The 23448-nt window shown below is 37.8% G+C and carries 18 protein-coding genes and 1 riboswitch; of the genes, 12 read left to right on the top strand and 6 right to left on the bottom strand.

Going from position 1 to position 23448, the window contains the following annotated elements; genetic code table 11:
* Nucleotides 1-262 precede the first annotated feature (262 nt).
* Nucleotides 263-2143 (top strand): ABC-F family ATP-binding cassette domain-containing protein, encoded by a 1881-nt coding sequence (locus CS937_RS06655; protein WP_099157650.1) that lies wholly within the window; start codon nucleotides 263-265, stop codon nucleotides 2141-2143.
* A gap of 41 nt (nucleotides 2144-2184) precedes the next feature.
* Here CS937_RS06655 and CS937_RS06650 read toward each other — a convergent pair whose 3' ends face one another.
* Nucleotides 2185-3906 carry an ECF transporter S component gene (locus CS937_RS06650; protein ID WP_099157649.1) on the bottom strand — a complete coding sequence of 574 codons (1722 nt, stop codon included), beginning with the start codon at nucleotides 3904-3906 and terminating at the stop codon, nucleotides 2185-2187.
* A 230-nt stretch (nucleotides 3907-4136) separates the two neighbouring features.
* On the opposite strand from CS937_RS06650, the gene CS937_RS06645 reads away from it, so the two are divergent.
* The 6 genes from CS937_RS06645 to CS937_RS06620 all read left to right on the top strand — a co-directional run bounded on the left by CS937_RS06645 (nucleotide 4137) and on the right by CS937_RS06620 (nucleotide 9603).
* Entirely contained in the window at nucleotides 4137-5189 is a 1053-nt protein-coding gene (locus CS937_RS06645) for a C45 family autoproteolytic acyltransferase/hydrolase (RefSeq protein WP_099157648.1), read from the top strand.
* A gap of 391 nt (nucleotides 5190-5580) precedes the next feature.
* On the top strand, nucleotides 5581-6264 hold the full coding sequence (locus CS937_RS06640; RefSeq protein WP_099157647.1) for a TerC family protein: 684 nt from the start codon (nucleotides 5581-5583) through the stop codon (nucleotides 6262-6264).
* Nucleotides 6265-6313: 49 nt separating this feature from the next.
* Nucleotides 6314-6415: riboswitch (TPP riboswitch) on the top strand.
* Nucleotides 6416-6542: 127 nt separating this feature from the next.
* Nucleotides 6543-7385: a bifunctional hydroxymethylpyrimidine kinase/phosphomethylpyrimidine kinase gene (gene thiD, locus CS937_RS06635; RefSeq protein WP_099157646.1), complete on the top strand. Its 843-nt coding sequence runs from the start codon at nucleotides 6543-6545 to the stop codon at nucleotides 7383-7385.
* The gene (gene thiM, locus CS937_RS06630) at nucleotides 7369-8157 is read left to right on the top strand and encodes a hydroxyethylthiazole kinase (protein ID WP_099157645.1); all 789 of its coding nucleotides are present in this window, start codon (nucleotides 7369-7371) and stop codon (nucleotides 8155-8157) included. Before thiD ends, thiM begins: the two co-directional genes overlap by 17 nt.
* Before the next feature lie 6 nt (nucleotides 8158-8163).
* A complete protein-coding gene (thiE, locus tag CS937_RS06625; RefSeq protein ID WP_099157644.1) occupies nucleotides 8164-8799 on the top strand; it encodes a thiamine phosphate synthase in 636 nt (211 codons plus the stop codon).
* 135 nt (nucleotides 8800-8934) lie between these two features.
* Nucleotides 8935-9603, top strand: coding sequence for a hypothetical protein (locus CS937_RS06620; protein ID WP_099157643.1), 669 nt, complete (start codon nucleotides 8935-8937; stop codon nucleotides 9601-9603).
* A 52-nt stretch (nucleotides 9604-9655) separates the two neighbouring features.
* On the opposite strand, the gene CS937_RS06615 is transcribed toward CS937_RS06620, so the two are convergent.
* The 5 genes from CS937_RS06615 to kynU form a co-directional block, all read right to left on the bottom strand.
* On the bottom strand, nucleotides 9656-11005 hold the full coding sequence (locus tag CS937_RS06615; RefSeq protein ID WP_099157642.1) for a CoA-disulfide reductase: 1350 nt from the start codon (nucleotides 11003-11005) through the stop codon (nucleotides 9656-9658).
* A 99-nt stretch (nucleotides 11006-11104) separates the two neighbouring features.
* Nucleotides 11105-12448, bottom strand: a complete 1344-nt coding sequence (locus tag CS937_RS06610) for a sodium-dependent transporter (RefSeq protein ID WP_099157641.1) — start codon at nucleotides 12446-12448, stop codon at nucleotides 11105-11107.
* Between the two features lie 147 nt (nucleotides 12449-12595).
* On the bottom strand, nucleotides 12596-13438 hold the full coding sequence (gene kynA / locus CS937_RS06605; RefSeq protein WP_099157640.1) for a tryptophan 2,3-dioxygenase: 843 nt from the start codon (nucleotides 13436-13438) through the stop codon (nucleotides 12596-12598).
* 121 nt (nucleotides 13439-13559) lie between these two features.
* Nucleotides 13560-14198, bottom strand: coding sequence for an arylformamidase (gene kynB / locus CS937_RS06600; RefSeq protein ID WP_099157639.1), 639 nt, complete (start codon nucleotides 14196-14198; stop codon nucleotides 13560-13562).
* On the bottom strand, nucleotides 14198-15466 hold the full coding sequence (gene kynU / locus CS937_RS06595; protein WP_099157638.1) for a kynureninase: 1269 nt from the start codon (nucleotides 15464-15466) through the stop codon (nucleotides 14198-14200). Before kynU ends, kynB begins: the two co-directional genes overlap by 1 nt.
* 261 nt (nucleotides 15467-15727) lie before the next feature.
* Between kynU and CS937_RS06590 the strand changes: the two genes are divergently transcribed.
* From CS937_RS06590 to CS937_RS06570, 5 genes are all read left to right on the top strand, one after another.
* A complete protein-coding gene (locus CS937_RS06590) occupies nucleotides 15728-17308 on the top strand; it encodes a Na+/H+ antiporter NhaC family protein (protein WP_099157637.1) in 1581 nt (526 codons plus the stop codon).
* Between the two features lie 122 nt (nucleotides 17309-17430).
* Entirely contained in the window at nucleotides 17431-18609 is a 1179-nt protein-coding gene (locus CS937_RS06585) for an LL-diaminopimelate aminotransferase (RefSeq protein WP_099157636.1), read from the top strand.
* Complete coding sequence (locus CS937_RS06580) at nucleotides 18609-20282, top strand: thiamine pyrophosphate-dependent enzyme (RefSeq protein WP_099157635.1); 1674 nt, start codon at nucleotides 18609-18611, stop codon at nucleotides 20280-20282. Before CS937_RS06585 ends, CS937_RS06580 begins: the two co-directional genes overlap by 1 nt.
* Nucleotides 20283-20327: 45 nt before the next feature.
* Nucleotides 20328-21827 (top strand): aldehyde dehydrogenase family protein, encoded by a 1500-nt coding sequence (locus CS937_RS06575; protein WP_099157634.1) that lies wholly within the window; start codon nucleotides 20328-20330, stop codon nucleotides 21825-21827.
* Between the two features lie 416 nt (nucleotides 21828-22243).
* Nucleotides 22244-23416, top strand: a complete 1173-nt coding sequence (locus tag CS937_RS06570) for a saccharopine dehydrogenase family protein (RefSeq protein ID WP_099157633.1) — start codon at nucleotides 22244-22246, stop codon at nucleotides 23414-23416.
* The last annotated feature ends 32 nt before the right edge of the window (nucleotides 23417-23448 follow it).

Below are 23448 nucleotides of genomic sequence, written 5' to 3'. Positions count from 1 at the left end.
ATGGCATTCTTTTTTTCTAAAATGGATGAGGTTAGTAAAATAATATTTTATGTTGTTACATCATGGTTATTGTTTCTAATTGTTATTTTTATAAAACTAATTATAAAGAATAAGAATAAAACAAACTAATTAGGACTCGTGCGATTCAATTTATCGCGCGAGTCAGCTACATTTGCCCCAGATACATTCTTTTTAACCCTATTTGATATTCCCTTACAATAGAAAATAGATAGATATTAGCTTTAGTTAGGAAGGAAAACATATGCTTACAGTAGAAAATTTATATAAATCATATGGTGAAAAGGTCTTGTTTAATGATGTGTCATGTGCAATTGCACAGCACGATCGTATTGGCTTAATTGGAGTTAATGGTACTGGAAAATCTAGCTTTTTAAAAACGATTGCCGGGATTGATTCGGCTGAAAAAGGTACCATTAAACATTCAAAAGACTATCAAATCGAATATCTTGCACAGGAACCAGAACTCGATGCTAACTTGACTGTTATTGAGCAGATTTATTACGGTGAGGCAAAGATTATGAAAGTAATGCGTGATTATGAGCGTGCAATTCAGAACCTGCAACATAATTCAAATGATGAGGGTGCTCAGAACCACGTTCTCAAAATGCAACAACTAATGGATCAGTATGAGGCGTGGGAAGCAAACACCGCTGCAAAAACTGTTCTAACAAAGCTTGGCATTACCGATTTTGATAAAAAAGTCACCGAACTTTCTGGTGGACAAAAAAAGCGTGTAGCTATTGCTAAAGCATTAATACAGCCTGCTGATTTATTAATTTTAGATGAACCAACAAACCATCTCGATAATGAAACGGTCGAATGGCTTGAGAAATTTTTAGTAACCTATAAAGGGGCGCTTTTACTCGTTACACATGATCGGTACTTTCTAAACAGAGTAACCAATCGTATTTTTGAATTAGACAAAGGTAATCTTTATACGTATGAAGGTAATTATGAATTGTTCCTTGAAAAAAAGGCAGAACGAGAAGCATTGGAATCTAGCCTTGAACAAAAACATCAAAATACACTAAAGCGTGAACTTGCATGGTTAAAGCGGGGAGCAAAAGCGCGTTCCACAAAGCAAAAGGCGAGAATTGACCGTGTTCATGAAATGAAAGAGAAAAGTTTTGATACAAAAAAACAGCATGTAGAGTTTCAAGTCGGATCTACCAGATTAGGTAAAAAAGTAATTGAACTTCAAAACATTGAAAAATCGTATGGAGATAAGCAGTTGATACATGATTTTAATTATTTGGTTGTGCCTGGTGATCGTGTTGGCGTGATTGGTCCAAATGGTTCTGGGAAATCAACACTATTAAATCTAATGGCAAAACGTATTGCACCTGATCAAGGATCGATTGAAATCGGTGAAACTGTAAAAATTGGCTATTACACACAAGGTGATGAAGAGCTGGATGACAGCATGAGAATCATCGAATATATTAAAGAAGTTGCTGAGGTGATTTACACAAAGGATGATGAAACGATTACTGCAGAACAAATGCTGGAGCGATTTTTATTTTCGCGTGCGGAACAATGGACATATATTGGAAGACTTTCTGGTGGAGAAAAACGTCGTCTGTATTTGTTGAAAGTATTAATGACCGAACCGAACGTGTTATTTTTGGATGAGCCGACAAATGATTTAGACACACAAACATTAAGTGTACTGGAGGATTATTTAGATCAATTCCCAGGCGTTGTCATTACCGTTTCACATGATCGTTATTTTTTGGATCGTGTTGTTGATCATATGTTTGTCTTTTCAGCGAATGGGAAAATTGAACATTTTAATGGGGACTATAGTGATTACTTAGAAACTAGCATAGTTCAGGAACAAGCAAAACAAATTCCAGTAAAAGAAAAAAACAGTAAGACTGTCAAAAAGAAGAAGCTATCCTATAACGAGCAAAAAGAATGGAATGGGATAGAGGATGAGATAACTGAGTTAGAAACGAAGCTGGAAGAAATCCAAATGAAAATTGCTAATGCGGGAAGCGATATTGGCAAGGTTCAGGATTTGTTTAAGGAGCAACAACAGGTAGAGGAAAAATTAGAAGCAAAAATGGATCGATGGACAGAGCTTTCGCTTTTGGTCGACGAGATAGAAGCAGGCAAATAAAGAAATCACCCTAAAAGAATCTACTTTTAGGGTGATTTTGTTTACTCTGTTAAACCTTTAATTGAAATCGTATCAACAATTCCTGTACCATTATCTCGGATATTTGCTTCCAGTTCTACATTATCTCCTGACTGAAGGAAAAGGGCTAATGGTGCTTTTCCGGCATTAATGGTATAAATCGTTTTGTCATCTTTTAATAGAAATTGAACGACTTGCTGTCCATTTTTTTGTGTTGTAACTAATACACGATTTACTTCACCGGATATCTTTTCAAGTTCAGATTCTCCAGTAGCAGATACATTACTTGGATCTTGTGCTAGCTGTAATCGATACGCCTCAAGGGCTTCTCTTGCAGAATCTCCAAATACTACAAAATCCGCATCGGAAGCTTTAATGTAAGCATATTTTTTAAACAAACCGTTTGGATCAAGGACATTTACAACCCACGTTGGATTGCCGTCAATATTGTAAAGTATTGGCATTGAGCCCTCCCAGTTTTTCTCTGGGAATTCTTTATTTACAATTTCTTTTGCACCTTTACTGTCCATTATTCCGCTATTTTTCTTGCTATTAAAGTAGGTAAGTTCACCTGTACGTGCATTAATTAATGTATAGCCTAATGCGGAATCAATGTTTTCTTTTGGTGAAGCCATATCGGTAAAGTAGTACATGTCACCATTTTCATCAAATATTGGTGTAACACTACTTTCGGTTCCAGATTCATTTGGGATTTTTACATCTTTTTTGCCAAATAATGAATTAAGCCATCCATGAACATATTTACCATAGTATTTGTTTTGGTCAGTAGCCATTTCTGAACTTAATGATCCGTCGATAAACGCTGGTGCTTTATCAATATCATATGATTTTGTTTCACTTGTTACAGGGTCGACAACGGCAACTCTCATGCTGTCCATATCTGGTTTGTTGGTTAATCCAATTGGTTTATACAATGTTTGGACATACCAAGGCTTCCCTTCTTCGTCGACCTCAATTTGAGCTTCACCACTTTGAATATAGTTTGGGTATTTTGTATAAATTGTTCTCTCAATATTATGATTAAAATAACTTGAATTTGTATGTTTCATTTTGTTTTCGATAAAATCAGGCTGTGCGTTAGCATCTGTTGCGGAAATTGTGAAATATCCTTCTGTTTCTTTACCACGAAAATACTTCCAAAATCCTGTGAATTCGACGGGTGCTACAAAAACAACTTCACCGTCAATCTTTTGCACCTGTAATTTACCCAAATCGTAAAACTGTGTATTCGGTACAACACTCATCGATTTCTGTACTTTGTTTCGTGCGTATTCCGGTGAGACAGTTATTGGAGTATCATCTTTATTCAATGGCTTCGCTTCTTTAACTTCGTGTTTGTTGATAGATTCATAGGTATTATCTAGTGTTGTAATTCCTAGAATAAATAGACCTGGGATAGCTATTATACCTAAAAGAATAATTAATCCTAAAGCCGCTTCGTATGCACCTGTTTTTTTCTTCTTCTCTGTTGCTGAGGTGATACCGTATAACAAAAAGATACCAATGACTGCGATAGCAATATTTGCTATTACCATGTTTGGAACAGTTATAGGGATTAATAGAATATAGTTAATAACTCCACCTACGATAAAAAGCAGTACAAATAATATAACAGCTGTTTTTAAAGTGGTTTTCCTATTCTTGTTGTTTTTTGCAACAATTATTGCTGCTAAAACAAAATACAGTATAAAAGATAGGATAGTTGTCGTTAAAATTCCTGTCATGATTTCAGCTCCTAAAAGTATAATGTTTCAATTACGTCTGCTTGTTAATACGTTTAATAAATCTAATTGGTTTCACTATGAAACAATTTCGATTAAGATTGTATTTAAAAAGGAAAATTCTACAGAAACTGCGACATAATTTAAAATCTCGTTTGGTTTTTTGCGACCGCTACGGGAAAATACTACACGCACTTTAGGGCTCGCTCAGAGCAGAGAAGGGGGAGTTACGTTTGAAAAAAATTTATAGTGATATCATTCAGTTTAGAGGAACTCATTATGATTTCGGATACAAACAAGGGAAACTATTAAAGGATTCATTAACGATCAAGAACAGGAAAAAACAATGGCGGATAAGAAGACCACGCTTCGCTATTGACATAAATGAAGTAAAAAGTGCAATCACTACGTATGCACCAGGAGTGTGGGGCGAGCTGATTGGTTTACAGGACGCATTGGAATGGTCGATGGAGGATGTACTTCAGGATTTTGGTGGGTATCGTTTAGAATATACACGAAGCGGCTGTTCAATTTTTACTGGGACTGATTATATGATTCGTAATTATGATTACCATCCAAAAACGTATGAAGGTCGTTACACTGTTTTCCAGCCGACTGATCAAGGTTATGCGATTATTGGACCCTCGCAGCGTATTACTGGCCGCATGGATGGTATGAATGAAAAAGGTCTTGTCCTTGGTTACAATTTTATGCATCGAAAAAAGCCTGGAGACGGATTTATTTGTAATATGATAGGTAGAATTATCTTAGAAAGCTGTGCAACGGTTGGTGAGGCGATTACTATGTTAAAGGAAATGCCACATCGACACTCATTTAGTTACATTGTTCTTGATAAAGATGAAGAAACGTTTGTCGTAGAAGCTACACCAAGAAGTATTGAAGTACGTAAATCAAACGTTTGTACAAATCATTTTGAGTTGTTAAAGCATGAAAACCGTCACCATTTAGCTGATTCATATAAACGAATGAAGTCTATTCAAGCGCAACAAAGTGCAATAACAGATGCCTATCATGCCTTCCGTATGTTAAATGATACAGACAAAGGTGTTTTTTCCAATCAATATAAAAACTGGTCAGGTACGATTCATACTTCTGGATATTTTCCCAAACAACTAAAAGCCTGGTTTGCTTTAGGTGGAGACCGTAAACCAATCATTTTTGATTTTGCAAAATGGATGCAAGGCGAAACGATTACGACAAAGCGAATTCGAGGGGAAGTGGATACTGACTTGCCATTTGTTCATATGGATGAAAATGCACGATAACTGAAACGGGAAAGGTGGGATTGAAATACAATTAGCCTCATTTTGTGCGTATGTATCTGTGCTATACTAATGGTTTTCAAAAAAGGAGGTGATTGATTTGCAAATGCGATTGGTCCAATTAAGATGAGGACGTATGGACGATTTTTTGGCCATTTTGAAGTTTTTCGTTACGAAACGTGGAAAAATAAAATAAATATACAACCGAATGAATAATGTAAAGGAGATAATTTAACCCATTTAAGATTTATTTCAAATACCTCCATCTATTATCTTCATAAGTACACCATAAAAATTTCTTCTACTCACCTTCTTTTTGAAACACATATGCTTTTACAATTAAATCGAAAATAGTATAATAAAAGTCGTTTCATAGAGAAGGGTGGCAACTGACTTGCTTGGACTAGATTTTACACAGGATTCGTTTATTGCCTTATTAAAAATCATAGCAATTGATATTGTACTTTCTGGTGATAACGCTGTTGTTATAGCAATGGCTACTAGAGGGTTGCCAAAACACCAGCAGAACAAAGCAATTTTTATTGGTACTTTCGGGGCAGTTATTTTACGTATATTATTTGCTGTTGTTATCGTTTATTTATTACAAGTCCCGTTCGTTCATTTAATTGGCGGATTACTATTATTATGGATTGCTTATCATGTACTTGTTGACGATCAGGAAGAAACAGATATTAAATCATCTGGTACCGTTGGAAAAGCCGTATTGACCATCATTATGGCTGATGCTGTTATGAGCCTTGACAATGTAGTAGCAGTTGCGGGTGCAGCACACGGGCATATCGGTATGATTGCACTTGGAGTTGCGGTAAGTATACCTATTATGATATTTGGTTCGAAATTAATTGTTCGAGCACTTGATAAGTATGCATGGATTGCCTATATTGGGGCGGGAATTCTTGCCTGGACAGCTGGTGAAATGATCACAGGAGACGAGTTTATTATGCAGGCACTCAATCTTCATGATGGTCCAGTGATGTATGCAATTATTGTAGCTCTTACTGCTGTGATCTTATTCTTGGGTTACTGGAAAAATAAAAGAATTGCTTCAACATCTTAGTTTGACAAACAGTACAAAGCGTGTTTAAGTATATGTATAATTAAATATGAAAGTCCACTAGGGGTGCCATTTTGGCTGAGACAAGGAATGCCTTGATCCCTTTGAACCTGATCTAGCTCATACTAGCGTAGGAAAGTGGGGACCGGTTGAATTTAATAATGATTAAATGACTACATAAACCACTCCAGTTTCTGGTGTGGTTTTTTTGTCTTTTAAAGGAAAAAACATACCATTTCTCCTTTTGGATTTTCATAAAAAGTGAAAGGAGTTCTTCATCAATGAAACATTCCATTCCAACAGCACTAACAATTGCAGGTACTGACCCAACTGGAGGAGCAGGTATCCAAGCTGATTTAAAAACGTTTCAAGAGCGTGAAGTATTTGGCATGAGTGTTGTAACATCTGTTGTCGCCCAAAACACATTAGGGGTACAAAGCGTCGAGCATTTACCAGTTCCATTTATTGCGAACCAAATGAAATGTGTATTGTCGGATATTACACCGGATGTGATTAAAACAGGCATGATTGCAACACCTGAAATGATGGAAATGATAGCAGAAATAATTAATGCGTATTCGATTCCATACGTTATTGATCCAGTCATGGTTGCTAAAAGCGGTGATCATTTAATGGATACAAATGCTAAGCAGACGCTTAGCGATAAACTAATTCCATTGGCTACTGTCGTAACACCTAATATTCCAGAGGCAGAAGTATTGCTTCAAACAAAAATAAATTCTATTACAGACGCAGAAAATGCTGCCAAACAAATAGTAATCGAGCTTGGCGCTAAAGCAGCTGTTGTGAAAGGCGGTCATTTTAGTGAAGCACCTATCGATGTTTTATATGATGGCGATTCCTTATACAAGTTTTCATCGATTCGTTATACAACGAAACATACTCACGGTACTGGGTGTACGTATTCGGCGGTAATTGCAGCTGAACTTGCTAAAGGTCGATCTATATCTGAATCCGTTACTATTGCCAAAAAGTTTATTGCAGATGCAATTAAATTTAGTTTACAGCTTGGAAAAGGAAACGGACCAACAAATCATTGGGGTTATCGACTGCAAGGATTACCAATAAAAAAAGGAGATTTTTCAGATGAGTTATCTTTCTAAAATTAGAAATCAGAAGCCATTAATACATAACATTACAAATACAGTAGTGGCTAATTTTTCAGCAAATGGCTTATTAGCGCTTGGTGCATCCCCCGCAATGGCCAATGCACCAGAAGAGGCAGCAGAAATGGCGTCACATGCGGACGCTCTTGTGTTAAATATTGGGACGTGTACACAAGAACAAGTTAAAGCGATGATTATTGCAGGAAAAGCTGCCAATAAAAAAAGAATTCCGGTAATTTTGGATCCCGTAGCCATCGGTGCAACAAAATTTCGGACAAATGCTATTAAACAGATATTAGCTGAAATTGAGATTTCGGTTATCCGAGGAAATAGTGGTGAAATTTCCTTTTTAGGAGAAACCAATACGCTTATGAAAGGTACAGATACATTAGTGGAGGTAGTGGAACCAGAGGTGTCTGCAAACATTGCGGAAAAATATGGTTCTGTTGTCATCGCAACCGGAAAAACAGACATTATCACAGATGGAAGAAACTACTCCTTGTGTAAAAATGGTTCCGCAATGCTACCTAACGTAACTGGTACTGGATGTTTGTTGACTGCTGTTGTCGGTGCATTTGTAAGTGTCAGCGAAGACTATTATAATGCTTCAGTCCAAGCCGTTAGTAGTTATGGTGTAGCAGCAGAGTTAGCTGAGGAAAATTCAGTTGGTCCAGGTTCATTCATGTCCGTATTTCTGGATGAATTATATAATTTAAAAGAAACCACAGTACAAAACTCGGCTAAACTCCAAGAATTTATGAAGGAGTAGAAATATATGATAAATAAAGAGGACTTGCAATTATATTTTATTATGGGAAGTAATAATACGGAAAAAAATCTAGTCCAAGTTTTACAACAAGCAATCAATGGTGGAATAACCCTTTTTCAGTTTCGTGAAAAAGGTTTAGCGGCCAAAACAGATGGTGAAAAACGTGACTTAGGTCTAAAATTAAGAGACGTTTGCAAAGAAAATAACATTCCTTTCATTGTCAATGATGATACTGATTTGGCTATTGCGCTTAAAGCTGACGGTGTTCATATTGGGCAAAACGATGAGTCGATCTTAGAAGTCAAAAAAAGAATTCCCGAGCATTTTTGTGTAGGAGTTTCCGTTTCCACTGTGGAAGAAGCAATACTTGCCGAAAACCAAGGAGCAGATTATCTTGGTGTTGGACCAATTTTTGCTACAACGACAAAAAAGGATGCTTTGGACCCAATCGGTACTCAAGGGTTACGTGCAATTAAAGAAAAAGTAACCATACCCATTGTAGCTATTGGTGGAATTAGTAATAAAAATGCACGAGAAATTATGAAGGCAGGTGCAGCGGGAATCGCTGTTATATCAGCGATTTGCCAAGTGAAAAATAGTCAAACAGCTGCACTCGAATTAAAAAAAGCGACAAATTTGTAAAAGTTAGGGTAAACTATGTGAAAGTACATATTGCATTCATTGTTTTTTATGTTTAAACTATGCATAATTAGGAAAAATAGTAGAGAATGAAAATGTAATAAGTACGTTTGAATGATTTGTATAGGAGGCAATATTATGAAGCTTTTTCAAGTGAGAAAAGGGCAATTTGTTTTTTACAATAACGAACTTCATAAAGTTTATTCAGTAAAGCCAATGTTTAAGAAGTCTATCCATTTATATCGACTTAAGGACATGCAGCAAATACTTACAAAGGCAAGTGAAATTACCCTTTATCGACCAAAGCATATGGATTCATTTATTTTTTATGGAAAACGGTACACAATTGACAAAGATAAAAAACCTGAACCTGGTGATTACATTTTAATTATTAAGCCCGCTCCAGATTTTCTTGATCATTACTCACTTAACGAAATCGAGAAGGTTGACAGTGTAGAAGACGGAAATGTCGTAACAACGAGGGATAACGGGGTTAAACATAGTGAATATGTTGTAATGGTTCCTGGTAAAAATGAAAATAGCCAGGATATTGCTTATTATGATAAAAACTTGGTATCAGAGGCACAGTTGAGTGAAGATGAGTCACCAAAACATATAGCTTCGGATAACCAAATGAAGCCAGTTGTTGGAGATGTTTATATTGACAATGTGGCTAGAACAAAAGCAATGATTGTAGCAATGACTGATGAAGAGGTAGTCTTTGGTCATGGTGTTCGTATTCATGCAAGTGAACTTTTAGATGAGTCCAAATATGCATTAATCTATCGTGCTGAAGAGGATTTATAAAGTGTGAAAAATAGTATCCCCCAATAGGTCTTTATACTATTGGGGGATACTATTATTTATTCTCCGTTACCATAGACTCCGCTTTATACCCGATTATATTAATTGGATCTTTTGGTGAGGAATAGGGTGGGGCGTATGCCAGTTCTAACTCGGCTAAATCTGTCACATTTAGATTTCCTCTAATTGCTGTTGCTATTACTGCAAGTCGTTTGTCTACCCCCTTTTCCCCAATAATTTGTGCGCCTAGAATTTTCCCATTTCCTGAATGAAACAATAATTTAATTGAAATTTTTTCGGCGCCAGGAAAATAACCTGCGTTTGACAATGCACGATGTTTCACTTCCTGAAAGGGAATGCCTTTTTCTTTAAGTGATTCACTACTATGTCCTGTTATGGCTACTGTTAAGTCAAAAACTTTTACAATTGAAGAACCTAATGTTCCTGCATATGGAATGGTGTTGCCAGCTAAATGATTTGCGATAATGTAGGCTTGGCGATGTGCTGGCCATGCCAACGCTACGTTACTTGGTTTATCCGATAATAAATCTGTTGTTTCTGCTACATCACCCAAGGCATATATGTCTTTGTCTAATGTTTGCATGTATTCATTTACGACTAACGCGCCGGTTTTACCTACTGTAAGCCCAGCCTGCTCTGCTAGTTCAGTATTTGGTTTAATCCCTATTGCTAGTATGGTCATATCAACCTGTAGATTTTTATTGCCACTAAGCTGAAGCATTTTTCCGTTATCAGTAAAAGCTTCGAGGGATTCATTTAATAATAGCTTAATTCCTTTAGTCTCCATATGTTCCTGGATAATTGCTGCCATATCTTTGTCAACCAATTTCATGACATGTTTTGAACGATCAATAATCGTACAATCGATGTCTAGTGCTTTTAAGTTTTCTGCCATTTCCAAGCCGACAAATCCTCCACCAACAATAGCACATGTACGTGGATGGTTTTCTTTTATAAAATTATTTATTTTATCCATATCTGGAATAGTTCGTAGTGTAAAAGAATTGTTTTCATTGCGTCCACTAATATTAGGAACGAAAGCGGAGGCTCCGGGTGAAAGGATTAATGTATCATAGTGCTCATGCTTTTCACCGGCTCCATTTTTGTATGTAACAGTTTTGTTTGATCGGTCAATGGCAATTACTTCTGTATTAATACGTACATCAATAGCATATTTTTTTGCAAAACTTTCCGTATCGCGTAATAAATCGTCTCTTTCTTTAACGGTTTCACCTATAAAATAGGGCATGCCGCAATTGGAAAAAGCAATATGGGCCCCCTTATCAAATAAAATTATTTCAGAATCCTGGTCGAGCCTACGAATCTGTGAGGCAACTGTTGAACCACCACCAACTCCACCAACTATAATAACTTTTTTTGCCAATCTAAACACTCTCCTTCATAATTTAATAGTAGTATCTTACCCTTATATATAGTAATATAAGCAATTAAAAAAAGATGCCAATGATTTGGCATCTTAAAATTAAATAAGACCTAATGATCCTAGAAAAACGATAACAATTGTAATGGGGATGAGCCACCGTATCAATTGAAACCATAATTGATATGTTCCATTAGATAGGTTGTAACCATAAGAAAATTCTTGTTTAACAAGAGCTTTATCCATTCTGAATCCAATAAAGATTGCAATTAATAAGCATCCTACTGGCAGTATAACGTTACTAACAAGAAAATCACTTGCATCAAAAACGGTTAGCCCAAATAGCTTGAAATTTGCTAAAGAGCTCGATGATAATGCAGCTGGAATTCCAGCGATAAAAACAATTATACCCGAAATCCAAGCAACTTTGGTACGTGACCGTTGTTTGTTGGAAGTAAAGGCAGAAGTAATAATTTCTAACATACTAAATGACGACGTTAAAACTGCAAATAAAAATAAAAGCAGGAATAAACTTAAAAATAGTTCACCGAATGGCATTTGTGCGAATGCCTCTGGTAGCACCATGAATAGTAATCCTGGTCCTTCTGCAGGTTCAAGTCCGAATGAGAAGACGATTGGAAAAATTGCCAACCCAGCTAATAATGATACGAAAATGTTCATGATTGAGATAGATCCAGCTGACATTGGCAGGCTGACGTCTTTTTTTAGATAGGAACTGTACGTAACCATTACAGATATTCCAACAGCGAGGGAAAAGAAAGACTGTCCTAGTGCATATAACACACTTTCCCCAGTGATTTTTGAAAAATCAGGTTGAAGAAAGAAAGCTAATCCTTCCATTGCTCCCTCAAACGTCACAGCACGAATTACTAGTATGATAAAAAATACAAATAATAATGGCATTAATATTTTACTAACCTTTTCAATCCCATTTTTAATTCCAAACGAAATGACAACAATATTTATAATCATAAATAAAGCGTGACCTAAGATTGTAATTCCGGGATTGCCAGTAATTGTAGCGAATAACTGCTCGTAATTTGCTCCATCTTTGATAATTAAACCGGGGATAGATATTGTACTGTATATAAGTACCCATCCACCTACGACACTATAGAACGACATCAGAACAAAGGCACCAAATACTCCTAACCGTCCAATAATAGACCAACCGCTTTTAGGTGCTAAGACTTTATAAGCACTTATAGCTTCTTTTTGTGCCCCTCGCCCGATAATAAACTCTGCAATTAATAAAGGGAGACCAATAATAATGGTAAACCCAATAAATAATAGAAAAAAAGCTCCACCACCATTCATTCCAGTCATATATGGAAACTTCCATATTGCTCCAAGACCAATAGCAGCCCCAGCAGAAGATAAGATGAAACCAATTTTAGATGACCATTGATCTGTTTTTTTCTGCATAATTGCCTCCCCATTGTTGTTGTAAATGTTTTATCTTTAAAAAATATCATTACTTAGCCATAAAGTGCAAGCGTGGGACAAGAAAGGCAGGAATCTCCTTATTCAAAAGAAGAAAAAGAGTACGCTAGGCGCGTACTCTAGAGAATACTACAGTTTTGTTCGTATTTCCCACAATTCTGGAAAGAAATAATGATCTAGAACTTTTTTAAGATAACCGACACCCGATGATCCACCGGTACCAATTTTGTGACCAATAATTCGTTCGACCGTTTTCATGTGGCGGAAGCGCCATTGTTGGAACCAATCTTCTATATCGACAAGCTTCTCGGCTAATTGGTAAAGTTCCCAATGAGATTGAACATCCTGGTATACTTCTAACCAAGCCTGTTCAACAGAAGAATCCATTTCATACGTCTTTGAAAAATCCCGATTGAGAACATCATCATTAATATCGAAGCCTTTACGAGCTAGTGCTTGAATTGCTACATCATATAGGCCAGGGGCATGATAGGCTTCTTTTAGAATAGCGTGGAGTTCTGGATCTTTCTGGTATATTTTTAGGATAAATGGCGTTTTATAGCCAAGTACAAATTCCACTAGGCGGTATTGATACGATTGAAATCCTGATGCATTGCCTAATTTATCACGGAATTCCATGTACTCAGCCGGTGTCATCGTAGAAAGAACGTCCCAAGCCTGAATGATTTGTGATTGGATTTTGGAAACACGTGCTAGCATTTTAAAAGATGCCTGCAGGTCATCACGTTTAATTGCTGATACCGCAGCTTTTGTTTCATGAATAATTAATTTTAACCAAAGTTCACTAACTTGATGGATAATGATGAACAGCATTTCATCATGATGATCAGATAATCGCTTCTGGCTTGATAAAAGATTATCAAGCTGTAGATAATCACCATAAGTCATTTTTTCTAAAAAATCAGTGTGAATACCCTTTTCTGATTTGAATGTATTGTTTGAGTCTGTCATTTTCATTCTCCTTTTAAATGCAAATAAAAATATGGCTGTTTTGGTGGAACATCAATCCGAGAGCGGTAGGACATCAACCCGAACGGCGAACCATCATCCCCCAGAGCGAGACACATCATACTTATCTATCTAAAGGACGTATAACCGCCCGTACTGGACTGCCATCTGCACCTTGAATTGCAAGTGGCAAGGCAATTAACTCATAATGGCCAGGGGATATTTGGTCTAACATAATGTTCTCCAATATATAAATGCCATGGGTGTACAGTGCATGATGTGTTGCTAAGTCCTTGCTATCAGGCGCATCAACAGAAGGCATATCAACGCCTAGTAATTTGACCCCTTTTTCATGTAAAAATGTTGCAATTGCAGGATCTAATGCTGGCATTTCTTTTGGGAATCGTTTCGGATTGTTAGGCAAAGCCGTTCGTAACAATACACGTGTCACATCACTATCCCAATTAAAACTCTGCAATAATTCAGGTGTGATTTTTTCAACATTGCTAACATCAATAACGGTTGCTTTTCCAATATACAAATTCACGTCCAATTGATCTATTGTCGCACCATTATTATCAAAATGGAAAGGAGCATCAACATGTGTTCCTATATGAACGCTGGATGTGATTTGTCCGATATTAACCGATCCAGTATTCTCTTTTGAATAGGTTAATTCATATGAAAACGGTGTGTCTCCAGGCCAATGGGCAATATTACTCGTTAGTGGTTGTGTAATATCAATCCATTTATTTTTATTCATTATGCAATTACACCTCGCTTGTTTTCGAATTCTTTGTATCGCTCTTCATCCATGATGACTTTAAGGATCTTTACTGTTTGCCAAACTTCCTCAAACGTATTGTATAAAGCTACAGGTGCTAGTCGAATGCCGTTTGGTGTACGGAAATCAGGAACTACGCTATCTACTTTCAATGCTTTACAAATTCGTGCTGCTTCCTTGTGCTCGAGAAAAACATGACCCCCTCTCGTTTCATCGTCTATAGGGTTAGCAATCGTAAAACCATAACCTGAAAGTTCAGCCTCCAATAATTCCATTAGATAATTGGTTAAATGTAGTGACTTTTCCCGTATCTGCTTGATACCTGCCTCTTGAAATAATTCCAACGCCCCGAGTAACGGAGCTGCACTTAAGAGATGAGGAGTACCTATCTGGTATGCACCAGAATTATCTGCTGGTGTCAATGTATGTTCCATATCAAATTGTTTCTCTTTATCTGAGCTGAACCATCCAGCAAGTCCAGGTTCTTTTCCAAAATGCTTTTTATTTACATATAAACCAGCAACACTTCCAGGACCACCATTTAAATGTTTATAATTGCACCAAAAGGCAAAATCAACACCCCAGTCGGAAAGATAGTGTGGAATGGAACCGATTGAATGGCATAAATCAAATCCAATTAAGATTCCACGTTTATGTGCTTCTTTTGTTAGTACTTTCATATCTAAAATTTGCCCGCTGCGATAAAGGACACCTGGTAATACAATCAAAGCAACTTCATCAGTCATTGCTTCGATGATAGACTGTGTATCTAGTGTGTTACCATCTTGACTTTGTACCTGAATTAAATGACTAGAATCATAACCTTTTAATTGTAATTGACTTTTTAAGGCATAAATGTCAGATGGAAAGTTTAGTTCATCTGCTAGTATTTTAGTTTTCTTACCTTGAGGCTTATAGAAACTCGCAACTAGCTGATGCAGGTTGGTTGTGGTCGAACCTGTGACAATTACTTCCTCTGGATTCGCACCTACTAATGGAGCTGACAAGGCGCCTAGTTTTTCGGAAAAGTAATACCATGGATGTGCACCTTCTGACCAACCATCAATAGCATATCGTTTCCATGAGCTTAGTATTGCTTCAACAGCTTGTTCAGCACGTTTGGATAAAAGTCCTAATGAATTTCCATCAAAATAGATCGTTTTGTCGGGAATGTAAAATTCATTTCGAAAGTTTTTTAAGTCATCTTGCTGATCCAAATAGTAAGCATAGGCTTTTTCTGTATTCATAGAACTAACACCCCTCGTAGATATGGTTTTAATTAAACTATATAGTTCTAATTCTATAGTGTCAAAGTGTCATGACATTAGAACTTTTAGCATTATACTAAATTTTGATAAATTTTCTCTGTATAAAAAAGGGATTCTTAAATTAAATATAGAATAGTAGGAATAGCTTTAAATGCAAGCGCTTACATTAAGGGGGTGTTTGGGCTGAAAAATAGGAAATTCACTTGGGTAAAAGTCTAGAAAAATACAAGGAGGTTTACGATGGAGAATACAATTTGGTCTTTAGTTCCCCCATTGTTGGCAATTATTATGGTTCTGATCACGAAGCGGGTTCTATTATCACTTGGAGTTGGTATTATTGCTGCTGCATTTTTTGTTGAAAGCTTTAATATCATGGGGTCTCTCGGATTAATTTGGGAATCGTTTAAAGGTGTATTCATTGCTGATGGTGCAGTAAATACGTGGAATGTCTATATCCTATTATTTGTTCTTATGCTTGGGATTTTGACAGCTTTCGTTAGTATGATGGGTGGGACAAGAGCATTTGGCGATTGGATGATACGTCGAGTGAAAACTAGAGCTGGTGCACAAATAATGACAATGATTCTAGGTGTAATTATTTTTGTCGATGATTATTTTAACAGTTTAACGGTTGGGCAGGTTGCGAGACCTGTTACGGATAAACATCGTATTTCCCGTGCTAAACTTGCCTATATCGTTGACTCAACTTCTGCACCGGTGTGTGTAATTGCTCCTGTATCCAGTTGGGGTGCTTATATTATAGGGATACTTGGAACGGTCTTAGCAGCACAAAGTGTAACAGATTATACAGCTTTTGGTGCGTTTCTCGAAATTATTCCAATGAATTTCTATGTTTGGTCAGCATTAGGTGTAGTGCTAGTCTTCGCATTGCGTCAGGCGGATTTTGGTCCGATGAAAGTACAGGAAAATCGGGCATTGGAAACAGGGGAAGTTCTAGACCCAAATAGTAAAGAGAAGATTGATACCGAATCAAACCTCCCTGTAAGTGATTCTGGTAAAGTAAGTGATTTGCTTATTTCTATTGTAGCATTATTTATTGCAACAATTGCTTCGATGTACATTAATGGACTAGGGGCAGTGGAAGGAGATAAAACACTAATAAATATTTTTGGAAGTGCTGATGCTTCTGAAGCATTGTTATATGGAGGTTTGTTTGGTTTAGCTGTTACATTTATTTTATTTTTTCGTCATACATCAAACGGTAAATTGTCTGGTAAGCACTTTAAAATTGGTTTATTGGAAGGTGCAAAATCAATGTTACCAGGATTTACAATTTTAATTTTTGCTTGGTCAATTGTCTTTTTGATAGGTGAGCTTGGTACGGGTAAATATTTGGCAGGTGTTGTAGATAATGCAAATATAGGTATGACATTTTTACCGTTTATTGTATTTATTATTGCTGGGTTCATTGCATTTGCAACAGGTACTTCATGGGGGTCGTTTGGAATCTTATTGCCAATAGCAGGTGAAATTGCCGCTACAACAGATGTCACACTTATTTTACCAATGCTTGCAGCAGTTTTAGCTGGAGCGGTTTTCGGTGATCATTGTTCACCAATTTCAGATACAACAATTCTATCTTCTGCCGGTTCTAGCTGTCACCATATTGACCATGTAACAACACAGATTCCTTATGCTTTGGTTGCTGCGGCAATTGCTGGATTAGGGTATATTGTATTAGGTATATTCGGGAATGTTTGGCTTGGTTTAACCACTATTATTGTTTGTTTAGTATTAATGTTCATGTTTATGAAAAAGCCTGAAAAAGTGGAGGCAGTCGATAAGTCAATTGCGCAATAAATGGGAATTATGTACCGTTTATTATCAGTAAATTATAAACAGTTGCAAATTTATAAAAAGTGATTTACACTTATGGTAGATACATGAAATAGCGTTTTATATAGTGAAACGGAGGCGTGGAGATGACTTTTGTTTCGGATAAAATAAATAGTTTACCACCATATTTATTCGCTGAATTCCAGAAAAAGAAGATGGAACTTGAAGCTAATGGTGTGGATGTAATTGATCTCGGAATTGGGGCCCCTGATTTACCTACCCCTGACTTTGTAATAGATAAATTAGCGGATGAAGCAAAAAAATCTGCAAATCATCGTTATTCCAACTATAGTGGATGTCTTGAATTTAGAGAGGCTGTGGCTGATTTTTACAAATGTCACTATGATGTTGATTTAGACCCAAATACTGAAGTTCTTACGTTAATTGGCTCTAAGGAGGGTATAGCTAATCTTATTCAAGCAGTAATTAATCCAGGTGATACAGTGCTCGTTCCTGATCCTGGATATCCAGTTTATCGTACAGGGGTTCACTTGGCTGGTGGTAAAATTGTCCGTCTACCGCTTGATACGGAAAATGGCTATCTACCACTTTATGATGAAGTATCACCAAATGCATTACAACAAGCTAAGCTAATGTTCCTAAACTACCCAAGTAACCCGACTTCGGCTACAGTTCATCTAAACACCTTTTTGCAAGCGATTACATTTGCTGAGAAAAATAATATTATCCTGGCAAATGACGCTGCGTATGACCTTGTTACTTTTAATGGCTACAAAGCTCCAAGTGTCATGCAAGCACCAAATGCAAAGGGTGTGGCGGTGGAATTTGGCTCTTTGTCAAAAAGCTTTAATATGACTGGCTGGCGTATTGGCTATATTGTTGGAAATAAAGAAATAATTCAAGCACTTGCTACGTTAAAAAGTAACCTTGACACAAGTCAATTTCTCCCTATCCAAAAAGCTGCTGCTACTGCATTGAGAAGTGATTTCTCATCAGTAGCAGCAAATAACAAAGTATACGAACAGCGCATGGAAAAACTGCATAATGCTTTAAAAGAAGTTGGGATATATGCAGATAAGCCAAAAGGTACGATTTTCCTTTGGGCGCGTGTTCCTAAAGGGTTCACCTCTATGTCATTTGCCAATAAATTGCTTGCTGAGGCAGGAGTTATTGTTACGCCTGGTTCTGCATTTGGTAAGTCTGGGGAAGGATTCTTTCGCATTTCCTTATCCGTAAAAAGCGATCGATTGGATGAGGTAGTGAAAAGAATTAAAGCGCTAGATTTAAAGGAGGTGACGAACTAATGGATACGCAATTTTCTCCTAATAAAACTAGAAAGTTAACAGGTGCACAGGCCATTGTGGAATGTATGAAAATTGAGGGAGTAACGAATGTATTTTGTGTTCCGGGTGAGAGTTATTTGCCGGTATTAGATGCGTTATACGATGAAACTTCTATTAATGTAATTTCTGCTAGACATGAAGGCGGGGCAGCTTTTATGGCAGAGGGTTATGCGAAGTCGTCGTTGAAGCCCGGAATCGTTTTAGCTACTAGAGGCGTAGGTGCTGCAAACCTTTCGATTGGTGTGCATACCGCTTATCAGGATTCAACGCCTATGGTCGTATTTTTGGGTCAAGTACATAGTAGGTTTAGAGGGAGAGAAGGTTTTCAGGAGGTTGATTTAGATCGGTATTTCCAGCACATTGCCAAGTGGGCAGTCGAGGTGCACGATCCTGAACGAATGCCTGAAATTGTCCAACGAGCCTTTCGACTAGCGCAAACAGGCAGACCTGGTCCCGTTGTTGTTTCGCTCCCAGAGGATGTACTGCCAGTAGCGGTAGATATGCACTTTGGACCTAAAACAACGAAACCAGCCCCTACTCCGTCAAAAGAGGAAGTAAAACGAATAGAGTCAGTATTAATGGAAGCGCATCACCCACTAATTATTGCAGGAGGTGGGGTGAAAAGTGCTCAAGCGGAAGGATCACTTTTCGCATTTGCAGAGAAAAATCAAATTCCAGTAGCAGCTGCTTTTCGCAGGCATGATGTGTTTCCAAATGATCACCAGTTATATATTGGTCATCTCGGTCTTGGATTAAATAGAAAAGTATTACAAACGGTTGAGGAAGCAGATGTTATTTTAGCTTTAGGTACGAGGTTATCGGAAGTAACAACGCAAGACTATAAAATTATTGATTCATCTAAAAGGCTTGTTCATATCGACATTGATTATGAAACAATTGGAAAAGTGTATGCACCGGAAATCGGAGTAGTAGCTGATCTTAATCAAGCGCTAAAAAGCTTTATAGATATTGATGTGACAGCTTCTTGGAACGCTTGGGTAAAGGAACGCCGAAGTGCATATGAATCAATTAGCAGGTTAACTGTTTCAGAGGATGATGTCATAAATAAGCATATTATTGCAATGCTCGAGCGTAAATTACCAAAAAACGCTTTATTAACCAATGACGCTGGAAACTTCGCTGGATGGTTACATGCATTTTATCCTTTTATTAACAAGCATACGTATGTTGGTCCAACCTCAGGAGCAATGGGCTACGGTATGCCAGCGGCCCTTGGTGCGAAGCTTGCTTTTCCAGAAAAACAAGTCGTTTCCCTATCCGGTGATGGTGGCTTTATGATGACTGCGCAGGAACTCGAAACAGCAGTCAGAAATAATATTCCTGTCATAAGTCTTGTGTTTAATAATAATATGTATGGAACTATCCGCATGCATCAGGAAATGCACTACCCCGAGAAAGTAATGGCGACGGATTTAGGCGCTGTTTCATTTGCAAAGTTAGCAAATAGTGTGGGTGCAGATGGATTTGTAGCAAATACGCTTGGGGAATTTGAGAGTGCCCTAGATCATGCATTGGAAAGTCAAAAGCCGACCGTAATAGAAATTATCACAGATAAAGAACAAATTTCTGTTTCATCAACAATTGGCCAAATTCGGGAACGATCTACTAAATAACGTATAACACTTTTAAATAGAAAAAATTTTAAGGAGGTAATTTTTATGGCTGAAACATTACTAGAGGTAAAACAACTAACAAATTTTATTGACGGAGTGTGGGGGGAAACAGGCGGTAAAACTACTGCAGTGATAAACCCGGCGACTGGTGAAACAGTTGTTGAGGTTCCATTATCAAGTGCTGAAAGTGTAAACGAAGCGGTAGCTGCTGCGAAGAAGGCTCAAAAGGAATGGGCGTTAGTACCTGCACCTCAACGGGCAGAAGTGTTATTTCGTGTAGGGAGCCTATTGAAAGAACGTAAAGAAAAGCTTTCACAGCTTTTGACAATGGAAAACGGAAAAGTTATTGAGGAAGCGCGCGGAGAAGTACAGGAAGGGATTGATATGGCCTTTTATATGGCTGGGGAGGGCCGACGTTTGTTTGGTCAAACAACACCATCAGAATTAAATGATAAATTTGCAATGAGTGTCCGTGCACCTGTTGGCGTCGTTGGTATTATTACGCCTTGGAATTTTCCAATTGCAATCGCTACTTGGAAGTCATTCCCGGCAATTGTAGCAGGAAACGCGGTAGTGTGGAAACCGGCAACCGAAACCCCAATTATGGCCTATGAGCTTGCGAAAATTTTCGAAGAAGCTGGTTTACCTAAAGGTGTCATCAATGTTGTGTTTGGTTCAGGTTCAACAGTTGGCAATGCTATGGTAGAACATGACGATATTCGTGTTATTTCGTTTACCGGCTCAAATGATACAGGGCGGAATATTGCAAGTAAGTGCGGTCAACAGTTGAAGAAGGTTTCCCTTGAAATGGGTGGGAAAAATGCGGTTATCGTAATGGATGATGCTGACTTGGATTTAGCAGTAGAAGGTATCCTTTGGAGTGCTTTTGGGACTAGTGGACAGCGCTGTACAGCTTGTAGCCGTGTAATTGTTCATGAAGCTGTTAAAGAAAGATTAGAAGAGCGTTTACTTGTAGCAATGGAAGGCTTAACTATTGGTAATGGTTTAGATGAATCCATTAAGGTTGGCCCGATTATTAATAAAGCTGGGATTGAAAAAATTAAGTCCTATATTGAAATTGGAAAAAATGAAGGTGCGAAAATGCTTGCTGGCGGCTATGTAATGAATGAAGGTCAGCATGCCGTTGGTAACTATTTTGCTCCAACGTTATTTACCGATGTGACGGCAGATATGAGGATCGGCCAAGAGGAAATCTTCGGACCAGTTGTTTCATTAATTCCGGTAAAAAGCTTTGAGGAAGCAATCGAAGTAAATAATGGTGTGACGTACGGTTTGTCAAGTTCCATTTTCACTGGAGATGTGAATCGTGTATTTAAAGCACAACGTGATCTAGATACAGGAATAGTGTATGTAAATGCAGGAACTACAGGTGCTGAAATCCACTTACCATTTGGTGGAACAAAAGGAACGGGAAATGGACATCGTGATTCTGGGGTAGCTGCACTTGATGTATTCACTGAGTGGAAAGCAGTTTATGTTGACTTTAGTGGAAAATTACAACGTGCTCAAATAGACGTTGAGTAATTAAGAAAAGCGAAGCGGGCTTGCCAGCGGCGAAAAGCATAGTCAAAGGACCGTAGAGTGCTTGGTTTTGGCGCACGGAGTGTCCATTGACTATGACTCGAGCCGCTAGCCCGTGTAGCTAGACAGAGAAAAGCGAAGCGGGCTTGCCAGCGGCGAAAAGCATAGTCAAAGGACCGTAGAGTGCTTGGTTTTGGCGCACGGGGTGTCCATTGACTATGACTTGAGCCGCTAGCCCGTGTAGCTAGACAGAGAAAAGCGAAGCGGGCTTGTCAGCGGCGAAAAGCATAGTCAAAGGACCGTAGAGTGCTTGGTTTTGGCGCACGGAGTGTCCATTGACTATGACTCGAGCCGCTAGCCCGTGTAGCTAGACAGAAATAGCAGGTATCCAGGAAAAATTCATATAAGGAGTGACTCGAATGAAAATAGGTGTATTAGGTTCAGGATTAATGGGCAAGGAAGCTGCACGTGATTTAGTTGCAAGTGAAGGAGTAGTATCTGTTGGTCTCGCAGATATCGATATAGACCGAGCACAATTAGTTTGTGATCAACTGAATTCTCCTAAACTAACAGCCTATCAGGTAAATGCAAGTGATGAAGAAGAATTGGCAACTTATATGATGCAATTCGATGTGATTATCAATGCATTGTTTTATTCCTTTAATGAAGTCGTAGCTAAAACAGCAATTAAGGTTGGTGTGAATTCGGTTGACTTAGGTGGTCATATCGGTCATATGACTGATAAAGTATTAGCCTTACAGGAAGAAGCAAAAGCTGCTGGGGTTACGTTGATACCTGACTTAGGCGTAGCACCTGGTATGATTAATATTTTGTCAGGTCATGGTGCTAGTAAATTGGATAAATTGGAATCTATTAAATTATATGTTGGTGGTATACCAGTTCGGCCAGAGCCACCATTTGAATACAACCATGTCTTTTCTATGGAAGGCGTTTTTGACCATTACACAGACCCGTCACTTATTATCAGAAATGGAATAAAACAAGAGATTCCTTCATTAACAGAAGTAGAACCAATCCATTTTGAACGATTTGGTCCGTTGGAGGCATTCCATACATCTGGTGGAACCTCTACTTTATCGATATCGTATCCGGATTTAGAGACTTTAGAGTATAAAACAATACGTTACCCTGGGCACGCAGAAAAATTTAAGCTTCTAGTAGATTTAAACCTGACACGAATGGATTATGAGGTCGAAGTAAATGGACAAAAGATCAATCCACGCGAAGTATTTCTAAAGGTTCTTGATCCGATTGTTGATTTAAAAGATAAAGATGATGCAGTTTTGCTGAGAATCTTGGTATCTGGTAAAAAAGATGGAAAACCTGTGACATATGAATATGAAATGACAACATACAAAGATAGAGAAACGAATGTTACCGCAATGGCACGTGCGACAGCTAACACGATTTCAGTAGTTGCTCAAATGATTGGAAATGGTACAATAACAAAGAGAGGCGTTTATCCACCCGAACAAATCGTTCAAGGGGGCACCTATATAACTGAAATGGCTAAGCGCGGTGTGAAAATTTATGAATCAACTAATTTAACGAAAACACATGTGAACATATAATTAGCCATCCCTCTACGGTGAAGTAGGGGGGG

Origin of the sequence: Virgibacillus ndiopensis, assembly GCF_900187325.1 — a bacterium.
In the GTDB taxonomy this organism is placed as follows: Bacteria; Bacillota; Bacilli; order Bacillales; family Amphibacillaceae; genus Virgibacillus_E; species Virgibacillus_E ndiopensis.
This window is presented reverse-complemented; position numbering and strand designations above follow the sequence as displayed.